This window comes from Halegenticoccus tardaugens (assembly GCF_004116405.1).
GTDB classification, from domain to species: Archaea; Halobacteriota; Halobacteria; order Halobacteriales; family Haloferacaceae; genus Halegenticoccus; species Halegenticoccus tardaugens.
Map to the genome: position 1 here is coordinate 184,860 of NZ_SDIC01000001.1, position 23,546 is coordinate 208,405.

Below are 23,546 nucleotides of genomic sequence, written 5' to 3' on the forward strand. Positions count from 1 at the left end.
GCCGTTCGGTCGCCCCGTCTGACTAAACCGATTTGACGAATGTCGATGAAATCGACCAGTGAATTTCTGTGAATAAGATTTATCTGCTTAATCGGCACAATCTATCCCGTACGTGAGGCACCCAATGAATAATTCGTCCATTTACCGACGGCGGTTCATCGCGGGCGGAGTGGCACTGTTCGGCGCGACGATCGGCGGCGTGGGGGCCGCGCGCGATTCCGCCTCGCGGTTGGTCGTCCGCGGCGGCGGCGGGCGGGTCAAACGGTACGAGTTCGTCGTGGACGGGTCGGTCGACGAGTCGGTGTCGACCGGCGGAAGCGCACAGCAGGAGGTCTCGACGACCTCGGTGAACGGCGAGTCGGTGAGCCGGGTTCGCGGCGCGATCGCGGGCGGCAACGCCGAGTACGCCGTCGACGGGAACGTGACGCTCTTCGGCGCGGACGAGGGCGTGACGGCGTTCGTAAACGGCAAGCGGGCGACGCCCGCGGACCTGGGCGGCGGATCGCGCCACCTCGTCGTCGACGCCGGCGATTCGGGCGGCGTCGCCTACCGGATCGAGACGACGGGCGACGTCGTGCCGACCGGCCGGACCGGCGACGCGCCGGTGGAGACCGCCCGCATCGACCCCGACGCCGAGGTGTCCGACGGGAGCGCGCGCGGCGTCGCCGACGGGGTGGCCGACGCGTACCTGTTCACGGGCGACCTCTCGGCGCTCGACGTCGACGGCGGGACGACCGCCTACCTCGACGGCGAGGAGGTCGACCCCGCGTCCTTCGGAGGCGGCGGCGCTGGCGGCGACGAGGGAGGCACCGAGGACGTCGACGGCGAGGCTGCTGACGAGGACGGGGGCGCGCACCCGGCCGACCCGTCGAACCTCGCGTTCGTCGACTGCACGACGGTCGAGGTCGTCGGCTCGTACGACGAGGTGCTGCTCGAGGTGTTGACGATCGAGGTCGACGACGCGCTGGGTACGGTGTACAACGAGGAGGAGTACGTCTACGGGCTCGACGACGGCGAGGAGATCAGCGGAACGACCCGGATCGAACTCCCGCCCGGGTACTTCACGGAGCGACAGATCGTCGAGGCGGCCGTTGCGACCGGCGAGGGCGGCGATTCGAGGGCGGCGAATCCGCACGCCGCGACGTGCCGCATGCGACACGAGTCGGACGACTGAGCGGCGAACGCCGTTCGGTCGTTCCACCTTCGCGGTGACGACCGCTCAGTCGTCCGCCGGCGTCGGTTTCTTCTCCCTTCGTTCTTCGCGCGCGGTTTCCTCTACCTCCGGTTCCTCCTCGGCTTCGCGGTGCCCTTCCCGCAACGCGTCCCGGTCTCTCTCGATGTGGTGACACACGGTAACTTACCTCAGTATCAGGTGAGGGCCGGGCGGGCAAAACGGTGTCGTCGGTCAGGGCGACGTACCGTCGTCGTCCGGCGACTCTCGGAAGAACTCCTCGCGCTCGAACGGTTCGTCCTCGCCCTCGACGGCGACCACGTCCAGCGCCGTGACGGTCGCGCGCACGCCGAGCAACCCCGCCAGACTCGGCTCGGTCCGGCCGTCGTCGCCCGAGACGAGCTCCTTGATGTAGAGCCCGCCCGCCCCGTGGATCTCGACGGTGGCGTGACGCGGGTCGACGAGTTCGCCGCTCGCGTCGTACGCCGTCCGCGTCCGCGTGAGATTCGCCCGCCGGTGGTCGACGCGTCTGGGGGTGTACTGTTCGACGGTCGCGTCGCGGAGTTCGGAGAGCGCCTCCGCGAGCGTCTCGGGGGTCACGTCGTCGCCAAACTCGACCTCGGCGCGGTACGTCTTGCTCGCGTCGAGTTCCTTCACCCGCTCGACCATCTCGTAGGTGGCGAGGCGCAGGCCCTCGACCTCGACCTTCCCCTCGGCGAAGGCGTTGATGTCCGCCTCGAGGCGCTCCGCGTCGACGCTTCGCCGCCGGGGCTCTTTCACTTCGATCACGAACGGCCTTCCGGTTTCGAGCATCCGCGCGTCCACGTCCTCGCGGCCCGCGCCGTGGAACAGCGCCTCCGTGCCGTCCATCACGTCGAGGACGACCGGCGCGGTCAACCCCTCGACGCTCTCGTCGTAGAGGTAGCCGGTCCCGCCGCAGTGGTCGCAGGACCGTCGCCCCCGCCGGCCGCTGCCGTCGCACTCGCGGCACGGCCACTCGGTCTGCGGGATGTCGCGTTCGAGCTTTCGGTACCGCCCGTAGACGAACGCGGAGTTGACCGTCGCCTCGACCGTCCCGCGCTCGACGTCCAGCAGAAACTGCACGTCCGGCCGGGAGAAGTCCACCCGCGTCCCGGTGAGCCTCCCGACCCGCTTTCCCACCTCGCGGTTGCACTCCGATTTGAACGGTTCGCCGGCGTCCTCGGGGAATCCGGCCCCCTCCCGGAGCAGCAGTTCGTTCTCCTCGATCAGCGGGGGCGCGCGGGTGCCGACCTGGTACGTGTCGAACTCCACGTCCTCGACGGCGGCCGCGGCGCGTTCTGCCCACTCGTCGAACCGCCCCGACTCGCCCTCGCACACCCAGCACGCCTCGACGTCGACCGGTTCGAACGGCTCGTCGGCGTCGAGGGCGGCCGCGATCCGGAGCGACCGCCCGCGCTCCGCGTTCGTCAGCCCGTGACTGCGGTCGGCGAAGACGCGACCGAGACAGGCGTCGCAGACGGGTCCGGCGTCCGCGAGCGCACGAACGTCTTCGGGAATCTCCATGCCCGACCTCCGCGGGGGCGACGGTAACTGTTTTCGCTTTCGCGGCGGTTCGCACCCGCTCCCGCGAGGCGTCGGCGTCCCATCCGATCTTCGACACATCGGCTGGTCGGAGTGAGCGCCTGCCGACGGGTGGCGTGGGTCGTGATACCGCGAATCCGAGAAATTTCATGTGCGTCGGACGGGTAGGACCGATACCACCACCGTAGTTACATCATCATGACATCTCTTCGGCTCATCTCACGACACAGAAACGAGGCGTTGTTCCTGACGCTCGCGGTCGTCTGGGGCACGTCCTTCATGGCCATCAAGTCCGGCCTCGACGTGCTCCCGCCGCTTCTGTTCGCGGCGCTGCGGTACGACGTCGCCGGGTTGTTGTTGCTCGGCTACGCCGCGGCGACGGCGGAGCGCTGGCGACCCGCCACGGCGGACGAGTGGCGGTTCGTCGCCGTCGGCGGGACGCTCCTCATCGGCGTGCACTTCGCGCTGCTCTTCACCGGGCAGCAGTACGTCACGAGCGCGATGGGTGCGATCGTCCTCAGCACGGCCCCCGTGTTGACGCCGCTTTTCGCCTGGGTGCTCCTGTCCGACGAGCGCGTCGGTCGCGCCGGGGCGCTCGGCGTGCTCTTCGGGCTGATCGGCGTCTCGATCGTCGCCGACCCCGACCCCGCCGCCGTCGGCGATCAGCTCTACGGCGTCGCGCTGCTCTTCGCGTCGGCGGCGAGCTTCGCGTTCGGCGCGGTCCTCGTCCAGCGCATGCGCGCGACGCTCCCGCTCGCCCCGGCGCAGGCGTGGATGATGCTCCTCGGGGCCGCGATGTTGCACGCGCTCAGCCCGGCGCTCGCCGAACCGGGGCTCGCGGACGTCGCCTGGACGCCGGGCGCGCTGGTCTCGCTCGCGTACCTCGCCGTCGTCGCCGGCGCGCTCGGCTTTCTCATCTACTTCGACCTGCTCGAACGCGTCGGCGCGATCGAGATCAGCCTCGTCAACTACGCCGTCCCGGCCGTCGCCGCGCTCGCCGGCTGGCTCGTCCTCGGCGAGACGATCACCGCGACGACCGTCGTCGGCTTCGTCGTCATCTTCGTCGGCTTCGGCCTCCTGAAGTGGGAACGGCTCTTTCCGCGAGTGGTCCGCCTCCAGGCCCGCGTCAGCCGCGGCAAGTCCGTGGAGAACGTCTACGTGTCGGAAGGCGGCGCGTTTCCGGATAGTCGCGCCGGCGACCGGGTGTGCGCGGACGACTGAGCGGCGTTCGCCGCGAAGGTGGGACGACTGAGCGGTCGTCACCGTGGAGGGGGAGACGACCGAACGGTGAACACCGTGAGGGTGGAGACGATCCAGCACCGACCGTTGCGAAGCGCGCGAGCCTGACGATCCGATCCGGAGGGAAACCGATTAATGCGTCGTCCGCCACTGCGGGTGCATGGAGCGCGTCGGCGCGGACGAGGCGGGGAGGGGACCGGTCCTCGGTCCCATGGTCGCGGCCGCGGTTCGCGCCGAGCCGTCGGCCCTCCCCGCCGACGTCGACGACTCGAAGCGGATCGCGCCGCCCCGCCGGGAGGCGATCGCCGCGGAGCTTCGGGCCGCGGACGGCGTGTCGATCGGCGTGGCTGTCGTCGGCGTGGCGCGGATCGACGACCCGGAGACGAACATGAACGCGCTCACCGTCGCGGCGCAGGCGGAGGCCGTCGCGGCGGTCGCGGACGACGGCGACGCGGTCGTCGTCGACGCCTGCGACGTGGACCCCGCGCGGTTCGGCCGCCGCGTCCGCGCGGGCGTCGGAGAGGCGGGAACCGAGATCGAGGTGGCGGCCGAACACGGGGCCGACGAACGACACGCGCTCGTGGGCGCGGCGAGCGTCGTCGCGAAGGTCGAACGCGACGCGCGGATCGAGGCGCTCGCGGCGGAGTACGGCTCCGTCGGCAGCGGCTACCCGAGCGATCCGACGACCCGCGAGTTCCTCCGCGAGTACGTCCGCGAGCGGGGGCGGCTGCCGGCCTGCGCGCGCTCGTCGTGGCGGACGTGTTCCGACCTCCTCGCCGCGGCCGAGCAGTCCGCGCTGTCGGAGTTTTGAGACGGAGGGTACTCGACGGCCTAGAGGACCCCGAAGTACAGGCCGGCGAAGATGAACCCGAACAGCGCCGCGCTCCCGAGGATGAAGAGGACGATGTAGTCGAAGGCACCCTTGGGATCGGTCATCGACGGGACGTTCATGCCCTCACCTCCACCCCGTGAGCGCTTCACCGTGGCGGCCACCGTTCGGCGAGCTGATCGGTGAAAGAAAGGAGAACGTCGCGGGCTGACGCGCCGCCGGCGTCAGCGGTCGGTCAGGAGCGACCGGAGGATGTCGCCGTACGCCGGACGCGTGACGAGGACGCCGACGAGGACGCCGAGGATGGTGAAGATGGCGAAGCCCTGGAGGTCGCCGAGCGACAGCACCGCGAGCGGGCTCATCGCGATGATCGTCGTCGCGGCGGCGGCGCCGATGACCCAGAACGCCTTCCGGAAGCGGGATTTGAACACCCGGCGGCTCGTGACGTCCCCTTCGGCCATCACCTCGTCGGCGATGATGATGAGGTCGTCCACTCCGGTGCCGATGACCGCGATGAACCCGGCGACGACCGCGAGGTCGATCGGATAGCCGATGCCCGCGGCGAAGCCGAGGAGGATGACGACCTCCGAGAGCGCCGTCACGATCATCGGCAGCGCGACCTTCGCCTCGCCGTAGCGGACGAAGACGACGCCGCTGACCGCGAACACGGCGATGACGCCCGTGATGAGCGAGTCGGTCTTGAAGCTCTCGCCCTGGCTCGGGGAGATGAAAGAGGAGGTACCCTCGCCGTCGGGACCGAGATCGAGCGTCGCCGGCAGCGCGCCGGCGTTGAGGTTGATCGACAGCTGCTGGGCCTCCGAGATGTTCGTGGTCTGCAGCACGAACGAGGGGTCGTTCGCCCACTCGCCGGACCGCATGCTTCCGGCGAGATCGGGGTGCATCCCGAACGAACTTACGACCTCGTCGTCGACGACGACGAGCAGGCACGGGCCGGTGTTCTGGCGGTCCTCCTCGTACGTACAGACCGAGCCGCCCTCCTGTGCGACGCCCGTGTCGACCATCCTCTGCTGGAACCGTTCCGCGGACTCCTCGCGGACGACGACCGGGACGCTCGGCGGCTGGCCGCCCTCGCCCTGCTGTGCGCTGCCGATCGACTGGAAGTCGTCGCGCTCGAGGACCGCCGTGTCTCGCTGGTACTCCGTCGAGCCGTTCTCCTCCGTCGGGTAGTACACGTCGATGGTGACGGTCCCGCGTTGCTGTACGAGGTCGAGCACCTCGCCGCGGTCCTCGCCGGGCACCTCGATGAGGATGAAGTGCTCGCCGGAGGCCGTCGTCACCTCCTGGACGGTGCCGCCGGAGAGGCCGGCCTGATTGATCTTGTCTTCGAGGATTCGGACGGTCTCCTCGCGGGTCTGCTCCGTGACGCCGTCTCTCACCTCGCCGTGGTCGTACCCGGCGCGGTCGAGCGCGGTCCGAAGCTCACCCTGCGAGACGTTCTCCCGCGTGACCTCGACGGTTCCGCCGGACTGGTTCGTCTGACGCGCCGTCACGTCCGTCACGTCCGCGTTCCGGAGTTCGTCCGCGACGTTCCGCTCTACTTCCCCGGGGCTGTCACCGCCGAACCGCACGTCCTCCGCGGTGATGCCGACGAGGGGCGCGCGGATTCGCGTTCCGCCGGAGAGGTCGAGTCCGAACTTGAGGTTCGTCGCGCCCTCGCTCGCCGTGCCGGGCGAACCGGGCCCCTGGTCGGTGGCGACCGTCGGGGAGAAGAGCGCGAAGACGCTCGCCAGCACGAAGACGGCGAGCAGGATCACCCGCCAGTTGTCGCGGATCGCGCCCATCAGCGCTTCACCCCCTCGTACTTGTACCAGCGGAGGAGGCTGAGGTTGAGCAGGTACGTGTTCATCAGGTCGGCCGCGAGACCGAAGACGAGGATCGTGCCGATGGCGGTCAAAAGCTGGATGCCGAAGAGCGTCGCGGTGATCGTCATGACGATCATCGCCGACAGCGACGTGAGCGTCATCGTCACGCCCGTCCGCATCGCGCGGTAGGTCGACTCGTAGAAGTCGCCCGACCGCCGGAGGATGTGGTTGTTGAGCAGGATGTCGGAGTCGACGCTGTACCCGATCAGCATCAGGAGCGCCGCGACCGTCCCGAGCGTGAGTTCGATGCCGAGGAGGTTCATCATCGCCACGGGGATGACGACGTCGGAGAACGCGGAGATGACGACGGCGATCGAGGGGACGAACGTCCGAAACAGGAGGAAGACGACGACGCTCATCCCGGCGAACGCGAGCACGACGCCGCCGAGCGCGAGCCGCTGGGTTTCCGCGCCGAAACTCGCCGACACGGAGTCGACGGACTGCACCCCGAAGCCGGCGTCCTGCGCCTGCCGTTCGAGCGCTTCGGGACCGGCGTCGGACGATTTGAACGTCACGACGTACGTCCCGTCGGCGGGGACCGACCGGATCGACTCCGGTTCGTCGGCGAATGCGTTTTCGAGCTGTTCGTGCGCCTCCTGATCGGACGAGGCGTCCACGGAGACTCGCAGTTCCGTCCCGCCGGTGAAGTCGAGCCCCATGGCGACCGGCGAGCCGGTGGCGACGTACCACCCCGCGATGACGAGGAGGGCGAGCGCCAGCACCGCGAGGGGGACCGCCGCGAGCTGACGATTCGTGTACCGGGTGTAATCGATCTCCGGTACGTCGAACGAGACCATGCGCGGCGGTGTGAGGGCGTGCCGAATAAGCCTTCTCAATCCGCCGCGGGATCTATCCCGCCGCGGCGCGTAGCCGAATTATGAACGAACCGCGGCGCGCGGCCGACCGGGTCGTCGTCTCGTACCCGGCGGCGCTGAGCGACTGGGGGCGCGAACAGGTCGAGGGCGAGCGGTACGTGAACTACCTCCGGCGGACCGTCGGCGAGGTGTTCGTCGGCAAGGAGTGGGAGGAGTTCGCCGACGTGGGCTGCTGCGGCGACACGCTCGACGTGCCGCTCCGAATCGAGGCGGTCGACGGCGGCGACGAGATGGGTCCGGAGACGGCCGTCGAGTTCGTCGAACGGGACGCGCGGATGCGCGGCGGGTGGCTCGTCCAGAGCGCCGCCGGGCCGGAGGAAGAGGGGTGAGGCGCGAGAAGGGCGGAAGAAGGGCGGACGAACGTCAGGGCGTGTAGCGGACGCTCACGACGCCGGGCGCGGAGCGAACCTCGACGCGGGAGACGCCGAGTCGGGCCGCGCGCGCGAGCGTCGTCTCCTCGTCGTCGAGCACGTCCCGGACGGCTCCCGCCGTGTCCTCCTCGGGGACGGTGAGCACGTGGATCTCGCCCGTCCCGGCGCGCGGTTTCCGCGTGAGACCGCCAACCTCCTGCCCGGCGGCGATCTCCCTCGTCGACGCCGTCGGCGACTCGTCGCTCTCTTCGATCGACAGCGGCCGGCGGGATTCGACCTCGACCAGCCGCCACGAGACGTCCATCGGCGGGTCGGGCGCGACGATCCCCTCGACGGCGTCGTGCAGTTCGACCCCCGGGTTCGACGAGAGCGCGTGGACCTGCCCGTCGTTCACGTCCTTCAGCACCGCGGTGCGCTCGTCCGCGGCGGTGACGAGGAACATCCCCTCCTTCGCGTCGTCGCCCGCGTCGCCGGCGGCCGTCGGTTCGTCCGTGTCAGCGCGGTTCGTCGCTCCGTCGCGTTCGGTCATCGACGCGACGTAGGCGGTCGGCCCTTTTCGGGGTTTCGTCGCGCGGCGACCGGATCGACGCGGTCGAAGCCGGCGATCGTCCGACGCGCGCTGGCGATTGGCACCGCGTCGTACGCCGGCTATATAGTCACGAGGCGTCATTCGTCGACCGCATGCTTCCACTCTGGCGGCTGACCCGGAACCGGTACGGGCGGGCGCTCTACGAGTCGCTGCGGGAACTCGGCGTGACGGGGACGCGAATGTACGAGTACGTCACCGATCTCGACGACGGGGACGTCGCCCGGCCGGCCCCGGAATCGGGCGTCGAACTCCGCGTCTGCGACCCCGACGATTCCGGCCCCAACGACCCCGACGACCTCGACGCGCGTCCCGCCGCGTTCGACGAGCGCCGCCCGGACGAACTCGTCGTGGTCGCCCGAAGCGGCGGCGAGACGGCCGGATACCTGCTTCTCAGCGCCGACGGGAGCCTCTACGTCCGGCCGCTGGAGACCGACCTGACGTTCGACGGCGCGTACGTCCGCCGGCTGTTCGTCGATCCGGTCCACCGAAACAGGGGGATCGCCACGGCGCTCGTGGCGACCGCGCTGGCGACGGCGCGCGACGAGTTCGGCGCGGGGCGGGCCACCGCGCTCGTCGCCGCGGACAACAGACCCTCGCAGTGGGTGTTCGAGGCGAACGGCTTCCGCCGCGAGCGGATCCACGCCTACTACCGCCTGTTCGGACTGGCGCGCCGGACGACCGCCCCGGTTCGTCGCTGATCCGCCCTTCGGTGAGCTATATACGCCCCCGTAGCTATATATTTAATTACGTAATATTTAGATCTGGGGAAAATTTATGAGTCAGCGGCCGAGTGTGTGAGGTAGAGCCAGATGACCGACGAACTCAGGTCGACGATCCGAGGGGTGCGAGAGCGCATCGACGCCGGGGCGAACCGTCGGCGCGTCCGATCCGCCGACCGAACCGACATCCTCCGTCGGCTGACGCCCGCCGACTACCTGAGCCTCGCCGCGCTCTTCGTCGCGTGGGTGAGCGCGCTGTTGTTCCTCTCCGGGGAACCGAACTGGGCGGTGATCGTCATGTTCGGCGCGTTCGCCTTCGACAAGCTCGACGGCTACTACGCCCGAAAATTGGGCGTCGAGTCGCGATTCGGCCGGGGGATCGACTCCTTCATCGACGTGTTCGCCTACCTCGTCACCGGCGCGCTGCTCTTTCACTACGCGCTCTCGCCGCACATCGTCGCGAGCGCGGTCGTCGGGTTCGCCGTCCTCGCGTTCGGGGGCCTGCGGCTCGTCCGCCACAACAGCGAGGGGTTCGGCGACGACGGCGGGACGAGCTACTACCACGGGACGACCGTCGTCCACACGAACGTCGTCGTCGTGGCGAACTACCTGCTGTCGGCGTTCGTCGGCGTCTGGAACGGCTGGGTCGCGGCCGCGACGATCCTCCTCGTCTGTCCGCTCATGGTCTCGGACTACAAGGCGTACAAGACGGCCGGCGGCCACTTCCTCGCTGGCGTCCTCGCCGTCGTGGCCTCCGGTCTCTGTCTCCTGATCGAGTACGGCTACGTATGAGCCGACGCACGACGGACCGCACGCCCGACCGACGACCCCCGCGGTCGGTCGTCAGGATCGACCCGCACGTCCACACGGCGGACTCGTACGATTCCGAGGAGTCGGTCGAACGCGTTCTCGATCGAGCCCGCGCGGTCGATCTCGACGGCGTCGTCGTCACGGACCACGACGCGATCGGGGCGTCGCGTCGCGCCGCGGCGCTCGCGTCCTCGTACGGGCTGCTCGGCCTGCCGGGCGTCGAGGTGTCGACCGCCGACGGCCACCTCCTGGCGCTCGGCGTCGACCGGGTGCCGGAGCCGGGGCACCCGCTCTCCGAGACGCTGGCGACCGTTCGGTCGCTCGGCGGCGTCGGAGTGGCTCCGCACCCGTTCCAGCGGCTCCGACACGGCGTCCGCGCGTCGGCGATCGACGCCTGCGGCGACCGCCTCGACGGGATCGAAGCGTACAACGCGCACACGGTCACCGGCGTCCGAAACGCGCAGGCGGCGGCGTTCGCGGACGAACGGGGGTATCCGCAGTTCGGCGGCAGCGACGCCCACCGGGCGGAACTCGTCGGCCGCGGCTACACCGAGGTCGCCGTCGACGATCCGACCGATCCGACGGCCGTCCTCGCCGCGATGCGCGCCGGCCGGACCCGCGGGGGCGGCAGTCGGATCTCCGTCGGCGGCTACGTGAAGAAGTACGCGCGAAACGCCCGCCTCAAGACCCTCTCGGGTCTCAGGGCGGTCTCGGTCATCTGAACCTCACTCCCCGCGCGCGCTCGCGTACCGGTGAACCGCGGCGATGAGGAGCGCGCAGACGAGCGGCGGGACGAGACCGTAGGCCGCGGGGAGGGCGTAGAGGAACTCGACCGCCGGCCCGACGCCCGGCGTCTGCTGGGCGGGCGGGACCGTGATCACGAGCCCGACGTACAGCGAGCCGAGGAAGAGAAAGCCCGCGAGCGCGAGGAGCGCGTCGTAGTGGTCCGCGCGCGCGAACCCCCGGCGGTGGCGGCGCGCGACGAGCAGCGTCGGCGCGAGCAGCGGCCCGACGACGAACAGCCCGACGATCACGTAGAACGCCCGCGAGACCGTGAGCGAGCCGCCCTGCAGCTGCGCCGTGTTGCCGATGAGGACGATGAGCGCGAAGAGAACGAGCAGCGACACCGCGAGCGCGACGAGCGTGCTGACCACGACGTAGGCGCGAAAGAGCCACGAGTCGCTTCGCCAGAGCGCGTAGGGGATCGCCCCGAAGACGCCGTTGTAGCCGTCGGCCATCACCTCGCCTTGTCGCCGGTGGCGATTAAACCGTCCGATCGCGGCCCGATCGCGGCCGGAGGACAACGACTTTACCGCCTCCGGACGCGGCTCCTTCCATGTACGTCGATCTGGGCAACGTCCTCGACGCCTCGCCGGGGATCTCCCGCGAGGGGCTCGAACGGCTCGACGAGCGGGTCGCCGACGCGCACGAACGCATCGAACGGGGTCGCGCTGACGCCGAGCACGGCTACGCCTCGCTGAACCTCCCGACGACGACTGACGCCGACGCGATCCGCGCGGCCGTGGAGCCGTTCGCGGACGCGGAGGCCGTGCTGACGGTCGGTATCGGCGGGAGCGCCCTGGGCGCGGCGACGATCGCGGAGGGGCTCTCGGACGCGCCGGTGGGACGCTCAGACTCCCGAAATGCGACTGAGACGGGCGTCGAGGCGCACTTTCTCGACAACGTCGACCCGGCGCACGCGACGGCGCTCCTCGACTCGCTCCCGCTCGACCGGACGGCGGTGAACGTCGTCTCCCGGTCGGGGACGACCGCCGAAACGCTGGCGAACTTCCTCGTCGTCCGCGAGGCGATGGCGGCGGCGGGCGTCGACTGGACAGAGCGCACGTTCGTCACGACCGGCGAGGCGGGCAACCTCCGCGGCCTCGCGGAGAAGCACGACCTGCCCGCGCTCGACGTCCCCGAAGGGGTTCCGGGGCGCTTCTCGGCGCTCTCGACGGTCGGGCTGGCCTGCGCCGCGATTCAGGGCCGCGACGTCGAGGCGATCCTCGACGGCGGCGCGGCGGCGGCCGAGGATCTCTCCGGGTCGCTGTTCGAGTCGCCGGCCTACGCCTACGGCGCGGCGGCGTACGCGCTCGACCGCCGCGGCGCGTCGATCAACGCGATGATGCCCTACGCGGAGTCGCTGGAGTACTTCGCGGAGTGGTTCGCCCAGCTCTGGGCCGAGAGCCTCGGCAAGGACGGCGTCGGCCAGACGCCGGCGCGGGCGCTCGGCGCGACGGATCAGCACTCGCAGCTCCAGCTCTACCGCGCGGGACCACGGAACAAGCTGGTGACGCTCGTCCGCCCGCGAGAGCGCGAGGATCGGGCGATCCCCGAGACGGACCTCGACGGCCTGTCGTACCTCGGCGGCTCGAGCCTCGGCGACCTGCTCGACGCGGAGTTCGAGGCGACGGAGGCGAGCCTCGCGGCGGCCGGCCGGCCGAACGTCCGGATCGAGATCGATCGCGTCGACGAGCGTGGGCTGGGCGAACTCCTCTACGGGATGGAGGCGGCGTGCATCCTCTTCGGCGAACTCGACGGCGTCTCGACGTTCACCCAGCCGGCGGTCGAATGGGGCAAGCGGGCGGCCCGCGGGCTGCTCGGGGGCGGCGACTTCGCCGAGGCCGACGCCGTGAGCGACAAACGGCGGCTCGAAGTCGAGTAGGAATCGGAGCGCCTATCAGAACCCCTGTCCTATCCGAAACAATGGTAGCGGAGAGCGCGACGAGCCGACGGACGGAAGGCGGGCTGCTCCGCCTCGGACAGGCGCTTCTCGTCGTGTTCGGCGCGTTCCTCTGTGCGAGCGCGCTGGCGCTGCCGGCGGCTGAGCTGTTTTCCGACCTCGGCATCGTTCGGCCCGACGGCATCGGCAGCCGGGTCGTCTCGACCGCGTTCCAGTTCGTCGGGTTCGGGCTCGCCGTGCTCGGGTATCTGGTCGTCACGAACGACTGGGGGCTCATCCCGCTCCGGCGGCCGACCGGACGCGACGCCCTCCTCGTCGTCGCCGGAATCGTCGGTCTCCTCGCCGCGCAGTTCCTCCTCGGAGCGCTGCTGCAGGCGGTCGGCGTCGGGGCCGGCGAGAACCAGGTGGTCACCACGGGGCGGCGGGCCCCGGAGTACCTCCTCTACATGATCCCCGTGACGCTCCTTCTCGTCGGGCCGGCCGAGGAACTGCTGTTCCGGGGCGTCGTGCAGGGACTGCTCCGCCGCGCGCTCGGCGCGGCCGGCGCGATCGCGATCGCCTCCGCGGTGTTCGGCCTCGTCCACGTGTTCGGCGTCTCCGGCTCGCCGGGTCAGCAGCTGGCGTACGCCGCGATCGCGGCGCTCCTCGGCGGCGTCCTCGGCTACGTGTACGAGCGAACCGGCAACATCCTCGTCCCCTCCGTCATCCACGGCGGGTACAACGCGGTGCTGTTCGTCGTCCAGTACGCGGCGCTGACGGGCGCGATCGGTTGAATAACGGAGTCGAAGACGACGCACCGGGACGGCACTCGACGCATCCCGGGCGGCGCCCGGTGTCGCTTTCAGACGGCGAGCGCCCGCCGATCAGGCGGGGTTCTTCCGGGAGAGGTCGCTCCCGCAGATGGGACAGCGGTCGTGTTGCTCGTCGAACTCCCGGCCGCACCCGGCGCACTGGAACGTCCAGTCGCGGCGCTCGTCGATGCCGTCGCGGGCGATGGCCTCGACGTCGACGCCGAGGCGCTCCGCGACGTTCTGCATCGCGTAGTCGTCGGTGACGAGCGTCGCGTCGAGTTCGAAGGCGGCGGCGAGGAGCCTGACGTCGGTTTCGGAGAGCACCTCGCGGTCGCCCGTCTCGCCGGCCGCCCGGCGGACGGTTTCGACGACCCCCTCCGCGGGGATGTGGATGTGCATCCCCGCGCCCTCCATCGCGTCGAAGCGGAAGGCGTGCTCGCCTTCGAGTTCCTCCTGGACGAGCGCGATGGACGCCGTCGGCTCGTCGGTGTGGTACTCGTGGATGAACGCGGACGTGTCGAGAACGTGCATCTACCGCTGGATGACGATGTAATCCTTGACGGCCTGCACCCTGCCGACCGGAACGTTGAGACGGCCCTCCTCGTCCTGCTCGAACGGGGTCTTCTTCGGCGAGATCGCCTCGTGCGGATCGACGACGAGATCGTGGAGCGTCCCCGTCTTGAGGTTCATCGTGATGTTGTACAGCATCCCGAGTTCCGTCCCGTCCGATCCCATGACGGCTTTCCCCGAGAGGTTTTCGGCGAGTATATCGGCCATACGGGCGTATTCGGCCGGCGTCACATAAACGCCACGGGGTACGGTCGAGGGGCGATCGACCGCGGAGGTGCGCCTCCGTTTCGCGTCCCGCGAAGTTGAAAGACTTAATTACGATCCGCGGCTCAATCCCTACAAGAGCATTTCTCTTGGGTGATCTCGATGGCTGACACTGATACACGCGATCCGACCGAAGCGCTTCGCACACCTATCGTCGCCGTGCTGGGCCACGTCGACCACGGGAAGACGACGCTGCTCGACAAGATCCGCGGCTCCGCCGTCAGCGAGGGCGAGGCCGGCGCGATCACGCAGCACATCGGGGCGACCGCCGTCCCCCTCGACACCATCTCGGGGATGGCGGGCAGCCTCGTCGACCCGGACGACTTCGACCTGCCGGGGCTGCTCTTCATCGACACGCCCGGCCACCACTCCTTCACCACCCTCCGCTCGCGCGGCGGGGCGCTGGCGGACATCGCCATCCTCGTCGTGGACGTGAACGACGGCTTCCAGCCGCAGACGATCGAGGCGATCGACATCCTCAAACGGACGGGCACGCCCTTCGTCGTCGCCGCCAACAAGATCGACACGACCGCCGGGTGGAACGCGCAGGAGGGCGCGCCGATCCAGCGGACCTACGACGCCCAGAGCACGCAGGCGCGCTCGCGGCTTGACGAGAACCTCTACCGGATCATCGGCAACCTCTCCGAGCAGGGCTTCTCGGCCGACCTCTACTGGCGGGTGCAGAACTTCCAGAAGAACGTCGGCGTCGTCCCCCTCTCGGCGATCACGGGCGAGGGGATCCCCGACCTGCTCGCGGTGCTCATGGGCCTCTCCCAGCGGTACATGAAAGAGGAGATGCAGATCGACATCGCCGGGCCGGGGAAGGGGACCGTCCTCGAGGTCAAAGAGGAGCGCGGCTTCGGCGCGACGCTCGACGTGGTGCTCTACGACGGGACGATCCGCGGGGGCGAGCGGATCGTCGTCGGCGGGACGAACGGCCCCATCGTCACGGAGGTCCGGGCGCTCCTCCAGCCCCGACCGCTCGCGGAGATCCGGACCGAAAAGCGGTTCGAACGCGTCGAGGAGGTCTCCGCCGCGGCCGGCGTGAAGATCGCCGCGCCCGACCTGGAGGACGCGATGGCCGGCGCGCCGGTTCGGGTCGTCCGCGACCGCGACCTCGACGAGGTGATCGAGGCGGTCGAGTCCGAACTCGCGGAGATCGAAGTCGAGACGGGGGAGGAGGGCGTCGTCGTCAAGGCCGACACGCTCGGCAGTCTGGAGGCCATGGCGAACGCGTTGCGGGAGGCGGAGGTGCCCATCCTCCGCGCGGAGGTCGGCGACGTCGCCCCCCGCGACGTGGCGATCGCGGGCACCGCGCGCGAGCCGGAACACCGGGTCATCCTCGGATTCAGCGTGGACGTACTGCCCGACGCCGAGGACGACATCGAGGCGGGCGACGTCCGGCTGTTCGGTCACGACGTGATCTACCGGTTGATCGAAGATTACGAGGAATTCGTCGAGGAGAAAAAGCGGGCCCAGCAGGAGACCGTGCTCGACAAGATCGTCCGCCCCTGCCGGTTCCGCGTCCTCGAGGATCACGTGTTCCGCCAGAGCAACCCCGCGGTCGTCGGCGTCGAGGTGCTCGCGGGCACCCTGAAGAACAACCAGTACGCCGCCAAGTGGGAGGGCGACGAGCCGACGCGGGTCGGACAGCTAAACGGCATCCAAGAGCAGGGCGAGGACATCTCCCAGGCGCGCGCCGGCTCGCGGGTGAGCGTCGCGATCGACGGGCCGACCGTCGGTCGCCAGATCGACGAGGGGGACGAACTCTGGATCGAACTGCCCGAAAAGCACGCGAAGATCCTCGAACAGGAGCTGTCGAGCGAGATCCCCGCGGACGAACTCGAGGCGCTCCAGGGCTACCTCGACAAACACCGCCGCCGCGACCCCTTCTGGGGGAAGTAGGCGTTTTGTGTAGTCGTCTGTGTAGGCGATTCGATGGCTATCGGGGCCACCCCCGCCAAAATACTCTAACGGACTGATATGTAAGCAGGTCGTTGCCTGGAAAACTATCCGCCCTCACGGCGGAGCGTCCCCGCGTTCGAACCACCGTGACCCGTCGGTAAACTACCCTCCCCTACTTCGCTCGGTCTGACGACCTCGCTCGGTGAGGGGAGGGCTTTCGCGTGGACTCCCGTTCTATGCCACCCCCAGATCCTCCGGATCTGGTGGGTTGCGCAAGACTACGTCTTGCGAACACCGTCCGTGGTAGCAGGGGGGACGTACTCCCCACTTACGTTCAACGTCCCGCGATTCAAGCGCACGTCTACTGGTGCGCCTCCGTCGGCTGCATTTTGCCTCCGACGGAGATACCGATAACCGATGTTCTTCGCCGCGTTGTAATCCGCGTGGTTCTGATACCCACACTTCAAGCACTCGAAGTGCTCGCCGTCGCGGTTGTCCTCGTGAGTACAGCCGCACGTCGAACAGCGTTGGGACGTGTGGTTCGGCGGGACTTGCACGGCTTCGACACCGTGTTCCGCCGCCTTGTACTCGACGTATTGGAACAACCGACGGAACGCCCAGACGTGGTGCCACGTCGCCTGCGGGATGTTCTCGCGGATATGCGTCAGGTCCTCGAAGACGATGTGCGAACAGCCGTATTCGACGGCCTCCTCGATGAGTTCGTTCGCTACGCCGTGGAGGTATATCTCGAAGCGTCCGTACTCCTTGCGACCGACGCCTTCGATGGCTTCATGGGCGGCTCGCGTTCCTCGCTGTTGAAGCGAGCCACGGCGCTTCTCGTACTCCCGACGCCAGTGGTTGAACTCATCGGCGGACCAAAACGTACCGGTGGACGAAACAGCGATGTTGTTCACCCCGAGGTCCACACCGAGGACTGTTCTGTGCTCGGTGTCGGGTTCGGGGTCGTCGGCTTCGACCTTCCGCATCGAAGCATGAAGGAACCACTCGCCATCCCGACGCTGTAGGGTCGCCATGCGGAACTCGTAGTCCTCGTCATCGAGGTACGTTCGTGGATGGCGCTCAGGGTCGTCGGGAAGGATGTAGTCGCACTCGACGCGCCCGTTGACGGTCGAAAGCGATACGTAGTCGCGGTAGAACGTCGCGCTGCGTTTGTCGTAGACCGCGCTCTTGGCGGAGAAGTAGGGTTGCGACGTTCGTTCACCGCGTTTCAGTCTCGCCACACCGCTCTTGACGGCTTCGACCGCCCGACGAACCCCTTTCTGCACGAGGTTCGCGGTAAGGTCGGTTTCGTCTCGCAGTTGGTCGTACAAGGCGCGTTCTGCTTTGGCCTTCGAGGTAACGTGGTATCCGTCGTCGCCATGCCAACACCATTCGCTCGCGGTGTTTGCACAGTGTTTGAATTGCTCGACCGTCTCACGGAGGGACGCATCGGCGTCTTGAGGCACGTCGAGCTTGATTACGGCGGTACGACGGTATTCCACGACGTTTCACATAGCGTATCGGTGTTACTTAAAGTTTGGGAGGAGGACTGTCGGAGAACGTGGTTCGTTGCGGAATTGTCGGCTCCTCGCCTCCCTACTCCGTTCGCTTCGCTCACTCCGTTGAGGAAGGGGCCTCCGCCTCGAAATTTAGATGAACCAAAGTAGCCCCGTAAGACTCTTAGACCCATATATCTCAATATATCGTATGGTCAAAACCATTCGAGTCTCGGAGGAGTACCACGAGTGGCTCAGCGCCCACAAGGAGGGCGACGAGACGATGGAGGAGACGTTGCGCCGGATGACGCGCGGCCCTCACCCGAGCGACGTTGCCGGCCTCCTGACCGGGGAGGAAGCCGAGGACGCCAAGGAAGCGGTGAACCGTCTGCGCGGGCGTGACCGCGACCGCCTCGATGCCGCCCGCAGCGCATTCGAAAGCGAGGACACAGACGAATGATCATCGATTCCTCGTATCTCTTCGACCTGATGGCGGAGGACCCGGACGCGTTCTCGAAGGGCGCGGAACTCGTCGAGGACGGCGAGATGCAGTGGTTGCCAACGCCGGTGGTCGCTGAGGCCTACTACGGCGTCGCCACGGCTCGCAGCGACACCACAGAGCAGGAGCTACGGAATCGCATTCTCGGGTACCCGCGCATCGACGTTGACGAAGAGATCGCGCGGAAAGCCGGCGAACTACTCGCAGCGGCAGACGACCGTGTCGGGAACGCCGGCGTCGGGGCGAACGACGGGTACGTCGCTGCGATGGCCGACGTCCTCGGCGATTCAGTCCTGACAGACAACGTCGAAGACTTCGAGGCGCTCGGTGTCACTGTCGAAACCTACTAAGTTCTAAGTCTTGCTCGGTTCCACTTTGTGAAACCCCGACCAGCAGGGCTATCGATTGGAGAACCACGAGGCCGCCCAAGACGACCACAGCCCGATCAGGACGACCCCACCCAGCGACGTTACCGCGAACACGGGCAGGCCCGCGGTGAACCTACCCCTTCTTCTGGGAGGAAGTAAGGGACGACCGAGGCGAAAAGCGAGCGGACCGGCGGATCGCGAGAGACCTTGGAGCCGTCGATCGGATGCCGGCAAAAATTTTTCTCCCCGGCGATCGTACAGCCGTCCGGAGGTGAACGATCGATGAGTGCCAAAAGCGTGCGACGGAACGGCGGAATCGATCCGGCGACCGTCTCGTGGTACGACTTGCTGCTCGCCGCGCTCCCGCTCCCCCTCGTCGCGGGGGTCGCGTGGTCGCTTCTCACGTCGGCGCCGACGGCGCTCGGCGTCGGACTCGGGTCGCTCCCCTCGGCGGCGGTGCTCTGCTACGGGCTGTTTTACGACGCGCCGGCCGGGGGAACGGCGCGACGATCGACGAGCGCCGATCGTCGACGAGAGCGCGCGATCGAAACGGAGTGAAGGGGCTCGGACGCCCGCCTCGGTTCCCGGCCCCGATCACCGCGCGGTGGGCGTGACCTCGTCGCCGACCGCGTTCATTACCTGCAGCGCCGCGCTGGCGGCGAGGCCGCGGGCGACCTCGCGGCGGTCGTCGTCGGAGAGCCCCGATTCGAGGTCGTCGAGGTCGGGCGAAAAGCCGGCGCTGACGGGGTGTCCCGCCGGCGGCTGGACGGCGACGGTCGCCATCGCGCCGCCGGTCCCGTACGAGAGCTCCGACCCGATGGCGTAGCTGTCGGGGAGGTACGCGCGGGTCTGCTCGACGATGCCGGCGACGGCGCGGCGGAGGCTCCGTCGCTGGTCGGGCGTCAGTTCGACGTCCTGCGACGGTTTCCCCGCCTCGACCACGCCCGGCGCGCCGGCGTACGGATTGTTTCCATTCATTGAGGAGTTCGGCCTGTATAGGTCGAGACGGGCTAAAAAGCCGTCGGAGTCGACAGATCTGCCGCGCGACCGTCAGATGATCGGCTCGCTCTCGCCGTACGCGGCGACGACGACGACCGTCGCGTACCCCCCGGCGGGCGCGTCGACCGCTTCGACGGTCACCTCCCGGTCGGTGAACGCCCAGTCGCGGAGCGCCTCGCCCGCGTCGAGCCCCGCCCGGATCTCCGCGGCGACCTCGTCGACGTCGCCGCCGCTCGCTTCGTAGAACAACCCCGGTCCCGGCCCGGTCGACCACCCGAGACCCGCCGCGACTTCGCCCGGGCCGGCCGTCGTCGCCCGCGCCTGAACGACGGTGAGGCGGTTCCCCGCCGGTCCGAGGTCCGGCGCGGCGTCGACCACCTCGACGGTCGCGCCGGCCGGGACGACGGAGGAGACGGGGACGAGGTTGTAGTTGTGGACGTTCGCGTCGGCGAGCGCGGCGTCGTAGGACGCCATCTCGGTCGGCGCGGTCGCCGCGCCCCGCGCGACGTGGATCGTGCTCATTGTCGGAGAAGGGGGACGCGGGAAAGAATGCGTTACGAAACCGTCGGGCCGAAATCGACGATCGTTCCGGCGATCCGGTGCCGCGAGCGGCCGTTCAGTACTGGTAGTCGGTGAACTCGCCGACCGGCCCCTCGTCATCGGCTTCGATCTTCTCGCGTGCGGCCTCGAAATCGCCCCGCCGGACCTCGGTTCGTTCGTCGCGGATGGCGAACATCCCGGCCTCCGTGGTCAGGCTGGCGATCTCGGCCCCGCTGTATCCGTCGAGGTCGACCGCGAGTCCCGCGAAGTCGACGTCGTCGTCGACGTTCATCCTGCGCGTGTGGATCTCGAGGATGCGCTCTCGCCCCTCCGCGGCCGGTTCGGGGACCTCGATGAGGCGGTCGAACCGACCCGGCCGGAGGATGGCGGGGTCGAGCATGTCGAAGCGGTTGGTCGCGGCGACGATGCGGATCTCCCCGCGATCGTCGAACCCGTCCATCTCCGAGAGCAGTTGCATCATCGTCCGCTGGACCTCCGCGTCCCCGGAGGTCTTCGAGTCGGTCCGCTTCGCGGCGACGGCGTCGATCTCGTCGACGAAGATCACCGCCGGTTCGCGCTCGGCGGCGAGGTCGAAGAGGTCGCGGACGAGCCGGGAGCCCTCGCCGATGAACTTCTGGACCAGTTCGGAGCCGGCCATCTTGATGAACGTCGCGTCGGTCTCGTTGGCGACGGCCTTCGCGAGCAGCGTCTTGCCGGTTCCGGGCGGCCCGTGGAGCAACACCCCGGACGGCGGATCGACGCCGACGGCCTCGAACAGTTCGGGGTTCGTGAGCGGATCCTCGACCGCCTCGCGAACCTCGCGGACCTGCTCGTCGAGGCCGCCGACGTCGTCGTACGTCACGTCCGGGGACTCCTGCACCTCCATGGCCTGCGCGCGGGCGTCCGTCTCGTCGTCGAGGACGCGCTGGACGGCGAACGACTCGTTGATCGCGACGCGGTCGCCTTCCGAGAGCGACCGCTGTACGTTGGGGGCGACCTCGGTGAGCACCTCCTGATTGTTGCCGTGTTGCTTGATGATGACCCCGTCGTCGGACACCTCTTCGACCGTCGCGAGGTACAGCGAGGAGGTCTTCAGGATCTCGTTTCGGCGCTTGAGGTGGTCGACCTCCTCGCGGAGGTCGCGACGCCGGTCGTGTGCGTCTTGGAGGCGGCCGTCGAGTTCCTCGTTCACCTGCTGTATTCGCGCGTAGTGCTTCCGCATCGCGTCCAGCCGCTCGACGTCGGACATCTCCGGATCCAGGTCCAGCCGCGGACGGTCGGGGAGGGACGGGCTACGTGACATTCGCTACCCCACGGTTCGGGATCGGACTAAATGTGCCTTGTGGGTCTGCCGGAGCCGAGCGATTCAAGCCCGTCCGGACGGCCCGGTTCTGTCGTCCGTGCGACGACGCAGATCGGCGCGATCCGGCGTCCGGCGTTCCTCCCCCTCAGTCGAGGTCGAGGAGGCCGGCCATCTCGTCGAGGTACTCGCCGTAGACGGAGAGCGCGTCGTCGACCGGTTCGGGGGCGGTCATGTCGACCCCCGCGGTCTCCAGCACGTCGATCGGGTAGGCGCTGCCGCCCATCCGGAGCGCCTCGCGGTACGCCTCGGCCGCGTCCTTGCCCTCCTCGCGGATGCGCTCGACGATGGCGACGGCGGCGCTGACGCCGGTGCTGTACTGGTAGACGTAGTACGAGTAGTAAAAGTGCGGAATGCGCATCCACTCGCGGGCGATGCGGTCGTCGACGTCGGCGGGCTCGTAGAACTCCTCCTTGAGGCCCCCGTAGATCTCGTCGAACGCGTCTGGGGTGAGCGCGCCGCCGTCCTCCGCGACCTCGTGGATCCGCAGCTCGAAGTCGGCGAACATCGTCTGACGGTACAGCGTCGACCGGAAGCGTTCGAGGTACTCGTCGAGGACGTGCCGGCGGAGTTCGTCGTCCGCGGCGTTCGCCAGCAGGTAGTGGGTGAGGAGCGTCTCGTTGACCGTGCTCGCGACCTCGGCGACGAAGATGTCGTAGCTCGAGTAGTGCCACGGCTGGCTCTCGTTCGTCAGGAGCGAGTGCATCGAGTGGCCCAGCTCGTGCGCGAGCGTGAACATCGAGGCGACGTCGTCCTGGTAGTTCATCAGGATGTACGGCTGGGTGTCGTACGTCCCCGCCGAGAACGCGCCCGATCGCTTGCCCCTGTTCTCGTACACGTCCACCCAGCGACGATCGAGCCCGTCGGCCATCCGCTCCTGGTACGCCTCCCCGAGCGGGGCGACCGCCTCGACGATGTACTCCGTCGCCTCCTCGTAGGTGACCTCCGGCCCCTCGTCGCCGGTGAGGGAGGTGTACACGTCCCACATTCGGAGCTCGTCCACGCCGAGCGCCTCGCGCTTGAGCTCGGCGTGCCGGTGGAGGTGTGAGAGGTTGTCGCGGACGGTATCGAGGAGGGTGTCGTACACCGCGACGGGGACGTTCGGGCCGTCGAGCGCCGCCTCCCTCGCCGTGTCGTAGTTCCGGGCGCGCGCGAGCTTCACGTCCGCCTTGACGCTGTTTTTCAGGGCGGCCCCGACCGCGTTGCGCACGTCGGCCCACTCGTCGTAGAACGCCTCGTACACCGACTTTCGGAACCCGCGGTCCGGGTGCTTCTGGAGCTTCGTGAAGTTCCCCTGCGTGATCTCGACGCCCTCGCCGTCGGGGTTTTCGACGGTCGGAAACGTCATGTCGGCGTTCGCGAGCATCGAGTAGACGTCGCTCGACGCGCCCGTCACCTCGGAGAGGTCGGCGAGGAGCTCCTCGACCTCGGCGGAGCGCGTGTGCGGTTTCATCCGGAGGGCGTCGTCGAAGTAGTGCTCGTACGCCGAGAGGGCGGGCGCCTCGTCGACGAACGCCGCCACGTCCTCCTCGTCGAGTTCCTGCAGCTCCGGCTCGAGGAAGCTCGACGCGCTCCGCGCGTCGGCGACGAGCGACTCCGTCCGGGCCGACAGCGCCTGGTACTCCTGATCGCGGGTGTCCTCGCTGCTCCGGAGCCGGGCGTAGGAGGCGACCGTCGAAACCTCGCGCATCACCGACTCGACGAGTTCGAGCAGTTCGAGGAGCGTCTCGGGGCTCTCCGTCGCCCGCCCCTCGTAGTCGCGGATCCCGTCGATCCGCCCCTCGACCGCCTCGAACGCCTCCTCCCACTCCTCCTCCGACTCGTAGATCCGCTCCAGGTTCCACTTGTACACTCGATCGATCTCGTCGCGCTCGGGAACCGAACTCATACCCGGTGGGAAGTGTGTGTCGGTGGTAAGCCTTGTCTCTCCGCGGCGGGCGGTCCGCGATCCGAGCGACCGCGCGGCTCCCGCGCCCTCGACTACCGCAACCCCCACCTTTTAGCCGGGTGCGACGAACGCCC

General features: G+C 68.6%; 25 protein-coding genes. 13 read left to right on the top strand and 12 right to left on the bottom strand.

The window, feature by feature from the left end; genetic code table 11:
* Nucleotides 1-124 precede the first annotated feature (124 nt).
* On the top strand, nucleotides 125-1,174 hold the full coding sequence (locus C3L37_RS00990) for a hypothetical protein (RefSeq protein WP_129112755.1): 1,050 nt from the start codon (nucleotides 125-127) through the stop codon (nucleotides 1,172-1,174).
* A 231-nt stretch (nucleotides 1,175-1,405) separates the two neighbouring features.
* Here the strand turns inward: C3L37_RS00990 and C3L37_RS00995 are convergent, their stop codons facing one another.
* On the bottom strand, nucleotides 1,406-2,716 hold the full coding sequence (locus tag C3L37_RS00995; RefSeq protein ID WP_129112756.1) for a tRNA pseudouridine(54/55) synthase Pus10: 1,311 nt from the start codon (nucleotides 2,714-2,716) through the stop codon (nucleotides 1,406-1,408).
* A 216-nt stretch (nucleotides 2,717-2,932) separates the two neighbouring features.
* Here C3L37_RS00995 and C3L37_RS01000 point away from each other — a divergent pair, with 216 nt between their 5' ends.
* Together C3L37_RS01000 and rnhB are read left to right on the top strand one after the other, a co-directional pair.
* Nucleotides 2,933-3,955, top strand: a complete 1,023-nt coding sequence (locus C3L37_RS01000) for a DMT family transporter (RefSeq protein ID WP_129112757.1) — start codon at nucleotides 2,933-2,935, stop codon at nucleotides 3,953-3,955.
* Nucleotides 3,956-4,133: 178 nt separating this feature from the next.
* Nucleotides 4,134-4,784, top strand: a complete 651-nt coding sequence (gene rnhB, locus C3L37_RS01005; protein ID WP_129112758.1) for a ribonuclease HII — start codon at nucleotides 4,134-4,136, stop codon at nucleotides 4,782-4,784.
* 242 nt (nucleotides 4,785-5,026) lie between these two features.
* Here the strand turns inward: rnhB and C3L37_RS01010 are convergent, their stop codons facing one another.
* Both C3L37_RS01010 and secF read right to left on the bottom strand, forming a co-directional pair.
* Entirely contained in the window at nucleotides 5,027-6,604 is a 1,578-nt protein-coding gene (locus C3L37_RS01010; RefSeq protein WP_129112759.1) for a preprotein translocase subunit SecD, read from the bottom strand.
* Nucleotides 6,604-7,482 (bottom strand): protein translocase subunit SecF, encoded by an 879-nt coding sequence (gene secF / locus C3L37_RS01015; RefSeq protein WP_129112760.1) that lies wholly within the window; start codon nucleotides 7,480-7,482, stop codon nucleotides 6,604-6,606. Before secF ends, C3L37_RS01010 begins: the two co-directional genes overlap by 1 nt.
* Before the next feature lie 80 nt (nucleotides 7,483-7,562).
* On the opposite strand from secF, the gene C3L37_RS01020 reads away from it, so the two are divergent.
* Nucleotides 7,563-7,889 (top strand): hypothetical protein, encoded by a 327-nt coding sequence (locus tag C3L37_RS01020; RefSeq protein WP_129112761.1) that lies wholly within the window; start codon nucleotides 7,563-7,565, stop codon nucleotides 7,887-7,889.
* A gap of 34 nt (nucleotides 7,890-7,923) precedes the next feature.
* Here C3L37_RS01020 and C3L37_RS01025 read toward each other — a convergent pair whose 3' ends face one another.
* The gene (locus C3L37_RS01025; RefSeq protein WP_129113377.1) at nucleotides 7,924-8,373 is read right to left on the bottom strand and encodes a DUF5812 family protein; all 450 of its coding nucleotides are present in this window, start codon (nucleotides 8,371-8,373) and stop codon (nucleotides 7,924-7,926) included.
* A 239-nt stretch (nucleotides 8,374-8,612) separates the two neighbouring features.
* Here C3L37_RS01025 and C3L37_RS01030 point away from each other — a divergent pair, with 239 nt between their 5' ends.
* The 3 genes from C3L37_RS01030 (at nucleotide 8,613) to C3L37_RS01040 (ending at nucleotide 10,771) form a co-directional block, all read left to right on the top strand.
* Nucleotides 8,613-9,218, top strand: coding sequence for a GNAT family N-acetyltransferase (locus tag C3L37_RS01030; RefSeq protein WP_129112762.1), 606 nt, complete (start codon nucleotides 8,613-8,615; stop codon nucleotides 9,216-9,218).
* A 111-nt stretch (nucleotides 9,219-9,329) separates the two neighbouring features.
* Complete coding sequence (locus C3L37_RS01035) at nucleotides 9,330-10,031, top strand: CDP-alcohol phosphatidyltransferase family protein (RefSeq protein ID WP_129112763.1); 702 nt, start codon at nucleotides 9,330-9,332, stop codon at nucleotides 10,029-10,031.
* Entirely contained in the window at nucleotides 10,028-10,771 is a 744-nt protein-coding gene (locus tag C3L37_RS01040; protein WP_129112764.1) for a CehA/McbA family metallohydrolase, read from the top strand. The genes C3L37_RS01035 and C3L37_RS01040 overlap by 4 nt, the downstream gene beginning before the upstream one ends.
* 3 nt (nucleotides 10,772-10,774) lie before the next feature.
* Here C3L37_RS01040 and C3L37_RS01045 read toward each other — a convergent pair whose 3' ends face one another.
* Nucleotides 10,775-11,287 carry a hypothetical protein gene (locus C3L37_RS01045; protein ID WP_129112765.1) on the bottom strand — a complete coding sequence of 171 codons (513 nt, stop codon included), beginning with the start codon at nucleotides 11,285-11,287 and terminating at the stop codon, nucleotides 10,775-10,777.
* Between the two features lie 98 nt (nucleotides 11,288-11,385).
* Between C3L37_RS01045 and C3L37_RS01050 the strand changes: the two genes are divergently transcribed.
* Nucleotides 11,386-12,714, top strand: coding sequence for a glucose-6-phosphate isomerase (locus C3L37_RS01050; RefSeq protein ID WP_129112766.1), 1,329 nt, complete (start codon nucleotides 11,386-11,388; stop codon nucleotides 12,712-12,714).
* 41 nt (nucleotides 12,715-12,755) lie between these two features.
* Nucleotides 12,756-13,505 (top strand): CPBP family intramembrane glutamic endopeptidase, encoded by a 750-nt coding sequence (locus tag C3L37_RS01055; RefSeq protein ID WP_164974628.1) that lies wholly within the window; start codon nucleotides 12,756-12,758, stop codon nucleotides 13,503-13,505.
* A gap of 90 nt (nucleotides 13,506-13,595) precedes the next feature.
* Here the strand turns inward: C3L37_RS01055 and C3L37_RS01060 are convergent, their stop codons facing one another.
* Both C3L37_RS01060 and C3L37_RS01065 read right to left on the bottom strand, forming a co-directional pair.
* Nucleotides 13,596-14,054: an NOB1 family endonuclease gene (locus tag C3L37_RS01060; protein ID WP_129112768.1), complete on the bottom strand. Its 459-nt coding sequence runs from the start codon at nucleotides 14,052-14,054 to the stop codon at nucleotides 13,596-13,598.
* Entirely contained in the window at nucleotides 14,055-14,300 is a 246-nt protein-coding gene (locus C3L37_RS01065) for a PRC-barrel domain-containing protein (protein ID WP_129112769.1), read from the bottom strand.
* A 159-nt stretch (nucleotides 14,301-14,459) separates the two neighbouring features.
* Between C3L37_RS01065 and infB the strand changes: the two genes are divergently transcribed.
* Nucleotides 14,460-16,262: a translation initiation factor IF-2 gene (gene infB, locus C3L37_RS01070; protein ID WP_129112770.1), complete on the top strand. Its 1,803-nt coding sequence runs from the start codon at nucleotides 14,460-14,462 to the stop codon at nucleotides 16,260-16,262.
* 278 nt (nucleotides 16,263-16,540) lie between these two features.
* On the opposite strand, the gene C3L37_RS01075 is transcribed toward infB, so the two are convergent.
* Nucleotides 16,541-17,764, bottom strand: coding sequence for an RNA-guided endonuclease InsQ/TnpB family protein (locus tag C3L37_RS01075; RefSeq protein ID WP_129112771.1), 1,224 nt, complete (start codon nucleotides 17,762-17,764; stop codon nucleotides 16,541-16,543).
* A 205-nt stretch (nucleotides 17,765-17,969) separates the two neighbouring features.
* On the opposite strand from C3L37_RS01075, the gene C3L37_RS01080 reads away from it, so the two are divergent.
* The 3 genes from C3L37_RS01080 to C3L37_RS01090 all read left to right on the top strand — a co-directional run bounded on the left by C3L37_RS01080 (nucleotide 17,970) and on the right by C3L37_RS01090 (nucleotide 19,183).
* Complete coding sequence (locus C3L37_RS01080; protein ID WP_129112772.1) at nucleotides 17,970-18,218, top strand: hypothetical protein; 249 nt, start codon at nucleotides 17,970-17,972, stop codon at nucleotides 18,216-18,218.
* Nucleotides 18,215-18,607, top strand: a complete 393-nt coding sequence (locus C3L37_RS01085) for a PIN domain-containing protein (protein ID WP_129112773.1) — start codon at nucleotides 18,215-18,217, stop codon at nucleotides 18,605-18,607. Before C3L37_RS01080 ends, C3L37_RS01085 begins: the two co-directional genes overlap by 4 nt.
* A 300-nt stretch (nucleotides 18,608-18,907) precedes the next feature.
* Nucleotides 18,908-19,183 (top strand): hypothetical protein, encoded by a 276-nt coding sequence (locus C3L37_RS01090; RefSeq protein WP_129112774.1) that lies wholly within the window; start codon nucleotides 18,908-18,910, stop codon nucleotides 19,181-19,183.
* A 36-nt stretch (nucleotides 19,184-19,219) separates the two neighbouring features.
* Here the strand turns inward: C3L37_RS01090 and C3L37_RS01095 are convergent, their stop codons facing one another.
* The 4 genes from C3L37_RS01095 to pepF form a co-directional block, all read right to left on the bottom strand.
* Nucleotides 19,220-19,603, bottom strand: a complete 384-nt coding sequence (locus C3L37_RS01095) for a DUF5811 family protein (RefSeq protein ID WP_129112775.1) — start codon at nucleotides 19,601-19,603, stop codon at nucleotides 19,220-19,222.
* Between the two features lie 72 nt (nucleotides 19,604-19,675).
* Nucleotides 19,676-20,146, bottom strand: coding sequence for a pyruvoyl-dependent arginine decarboxylase (locus tag C3L37_RS01100; protein WP_129112776.1), 471 nt, complete (start codon nucleotides 20,144-20,146; stop codon nucleotides 19,676-19,678).
* A gap of 94 nt (nucleotides 20,147-20,240) precedes the next feature.
* Nucleotides 20,241-21,467, bottom strand: coding sequence for a proteasome-activating nucleotidase Pan2 (gene pan2 / locus C3L37_RS01105; protein WP_129112777.1), 1,227 nt, complete (start codon nucleotides 21,465-21,467; stop codon nucleotides 20,241-20,243).
* 145 nt (nucleotides 21,468-21,612) lie between these two features.
* On the bottom strand, nucleotides 21,613-23,412 hold the full coding sequence (gene pepF / locus C3L37_RS01110) for an oligoendopeptidase F (RefSeq protein ID WP_129112778.1): 1,800 nt from the start codon (nucleotides 23,410-23,412) through the stop codon (nucleotides 21,613-21,615).
* Between the last annotated feature and the right edge of the window lie 134 nt (nucleotides 23,413-23,546).

Excerpts from the sequence above, each read along its gene's own strand:
- C3L37_RS00990 (WP_129112755.1), top strand. The coding sequence starts at position 125 with ATGAATAATTCGTCCATTTACCGACGGCGGTTCATCGCGGGCGGAGTG.
- C3L37_RS00995 (WP_129112756.1), bottom strand. The coding sequence starts at position 2,716 with ATGGAGATTCCCGAAGACGTTCGTGCGCTCGCGGACGCCGGACCCGTC.
- C3L37_RS01000 (WP_129112757.1), top strand. The coding sequence starts at position 2,933 with ATGACATCTCTTCGGCTCATCTCACGACACAGAAACGAGGCGTTGTTC.
- rnhB (WP_129112758.1), top strand. The coding sequence starts at position 4,134 with ATGGAGCGCGTCGGCGCGGACGAGGCGGGGAGGGGACCGGTCCTCGGT.
- C3L37_RS01010 (WP_129112759.1), bottom strand. The coding sequence starts at position 6,604 with ATGGGCGCGATCCGCGACAACTGGCGGGTGATCCTGCTCGCCGTCTTC.
- secF (WP_129112760.1), bottom strand. The coding sequence starts at position 7,482 with ATGGTCTCGTTCGACGTACCGGAGATCGATTACACCCGGTACACGAAT.
- C3L37_RS01020 (WP_129112761.1), top strand. The coding sequence starts at position 7,563 with ATGAACGAACCGCGGCGCGCGGCCGACCGGGTCGTCGTCTCGTACCCG.
- C3L37_RS01025 (WP_129113377.1), bottom strand. The coding sequence starts at position 8,373 with ATGTTCCTCGTCACCGCCGCGGACGAGCGCACCGCGGTGCTGAAGGAC.
- C3L37_RS01030 (WP_129112762.1), top strand. The coding sequence starts at position 8,613 with ATGCTTCCACTCTGGCGGCTGACCCGGAACCGGTACGGGCGGGCGCTC.
- C3L37_RS01035 (WP_129112763.1), top strand. The coding sequence starts at position 9,330 with ATGACCGACGAACTCAGGTCGACGATCCGAGGGGTGCGAGAGCGCATC.
- C3L37_RS01040 (WP_129112764.1), top strand. The coding sequence starts at position 10,028 with ATGAGCCGACGCACGACGGACCGCACGCCCGACCGACGACCCCCGCGG.
- C3L37_RS01045 (WP_129112765.1), bottom strand. The coding sequence starts at position 11,287 with ATGGCCGACGGCTACAACGGCGTCTTCGGGGCGATCCCCTACGCGCTC.
- C3L37_RS01050 (WP_129112766.1), top strand. The coding sequence starts at position 11,386 with ATGTACGTCGATCTGGGCAACGTCCTCGACGCCTCGCCGGGGATCTCC.
- C3L37_RS01055 (WP_164974628.1), top strand. The coding sequence starts at position 12,756 with ATGGTAGCGGAGAGCGCGACGAGCCGACGGACGGAAGGCGGGCTGCTC.
- C3L37_RS01060 (WP_129112768.1), bottom strand. The coding sequence starts at position 14,054 with ATGCACGTTCTCGACACGTCCGCGTTCATCCACGAGTACCACACCGAC.
- C3L37_RS01065 (WP_129112769.1), bottom strand. The coding sequence starts at position 14,300 with ATGGCCGATATACTCGCCGAAAACCTCTCGGGGAAAGCCGTCATGGGA.
- infB (WP_129112770.1), top strand. The coding sequence starts at position 14,460 with ATGGCTGACACTGATACACGCGATCCGACCGAAGCGCTTCGCACACCT.
- C3L37_RS01080 (WP_129112772.1), top strand. The coding sequence starts at position 17,970 with ATGGTCAAAACCATTCGAGTCTCGGAGGAGTACCACGAGTGGCTCAGC.
- C3L37_RS01085 (WP_129112773.1), top strand. The coding sequence starts at position 18,215 with ATGATCATCGATTCCTCGTATCTCTTCGACCTGATGGCGGAGGACCCG.
- C3L37_RS01090 (WP_129112774.1), top strand. The coding sequence starts at position 18,908 with ATGAGTGCCAAAAGCGTGCGACGGAACGGCGGAATCGATCCGGCGACC.
- C3L37_RS01095 (WP_129112775.1), bottom strand. The coding sequence starts at position 19,603 with ATGAATGGAAACAATCCGTACGCCGGCGCGCCGGGCGTGGTCGAGGCG.
- C3L37_RS01100 (WP_129112776.1), bottom strand. The coding sequence starts at position 20,146 with ATGAGCACGATCCACGTCGCGCGGGGCGCGGCGACCGCGCCGACCGAG.
- pan2 (WP_129112777.1), bottom strand. The coding sequence starts at position 21,467 with ATGTCACGTAGCCCGTCCCTCCCCGACCGTCCGCGGCTGGACCTGGAT.
- pepF (WP_129112778.1), bottom strand. The coding sequence starts at position 23,412 with ATGAGTTCGGTTCCCGAGCGCGACGAGATCGATCGAGTGTACAAGTGG.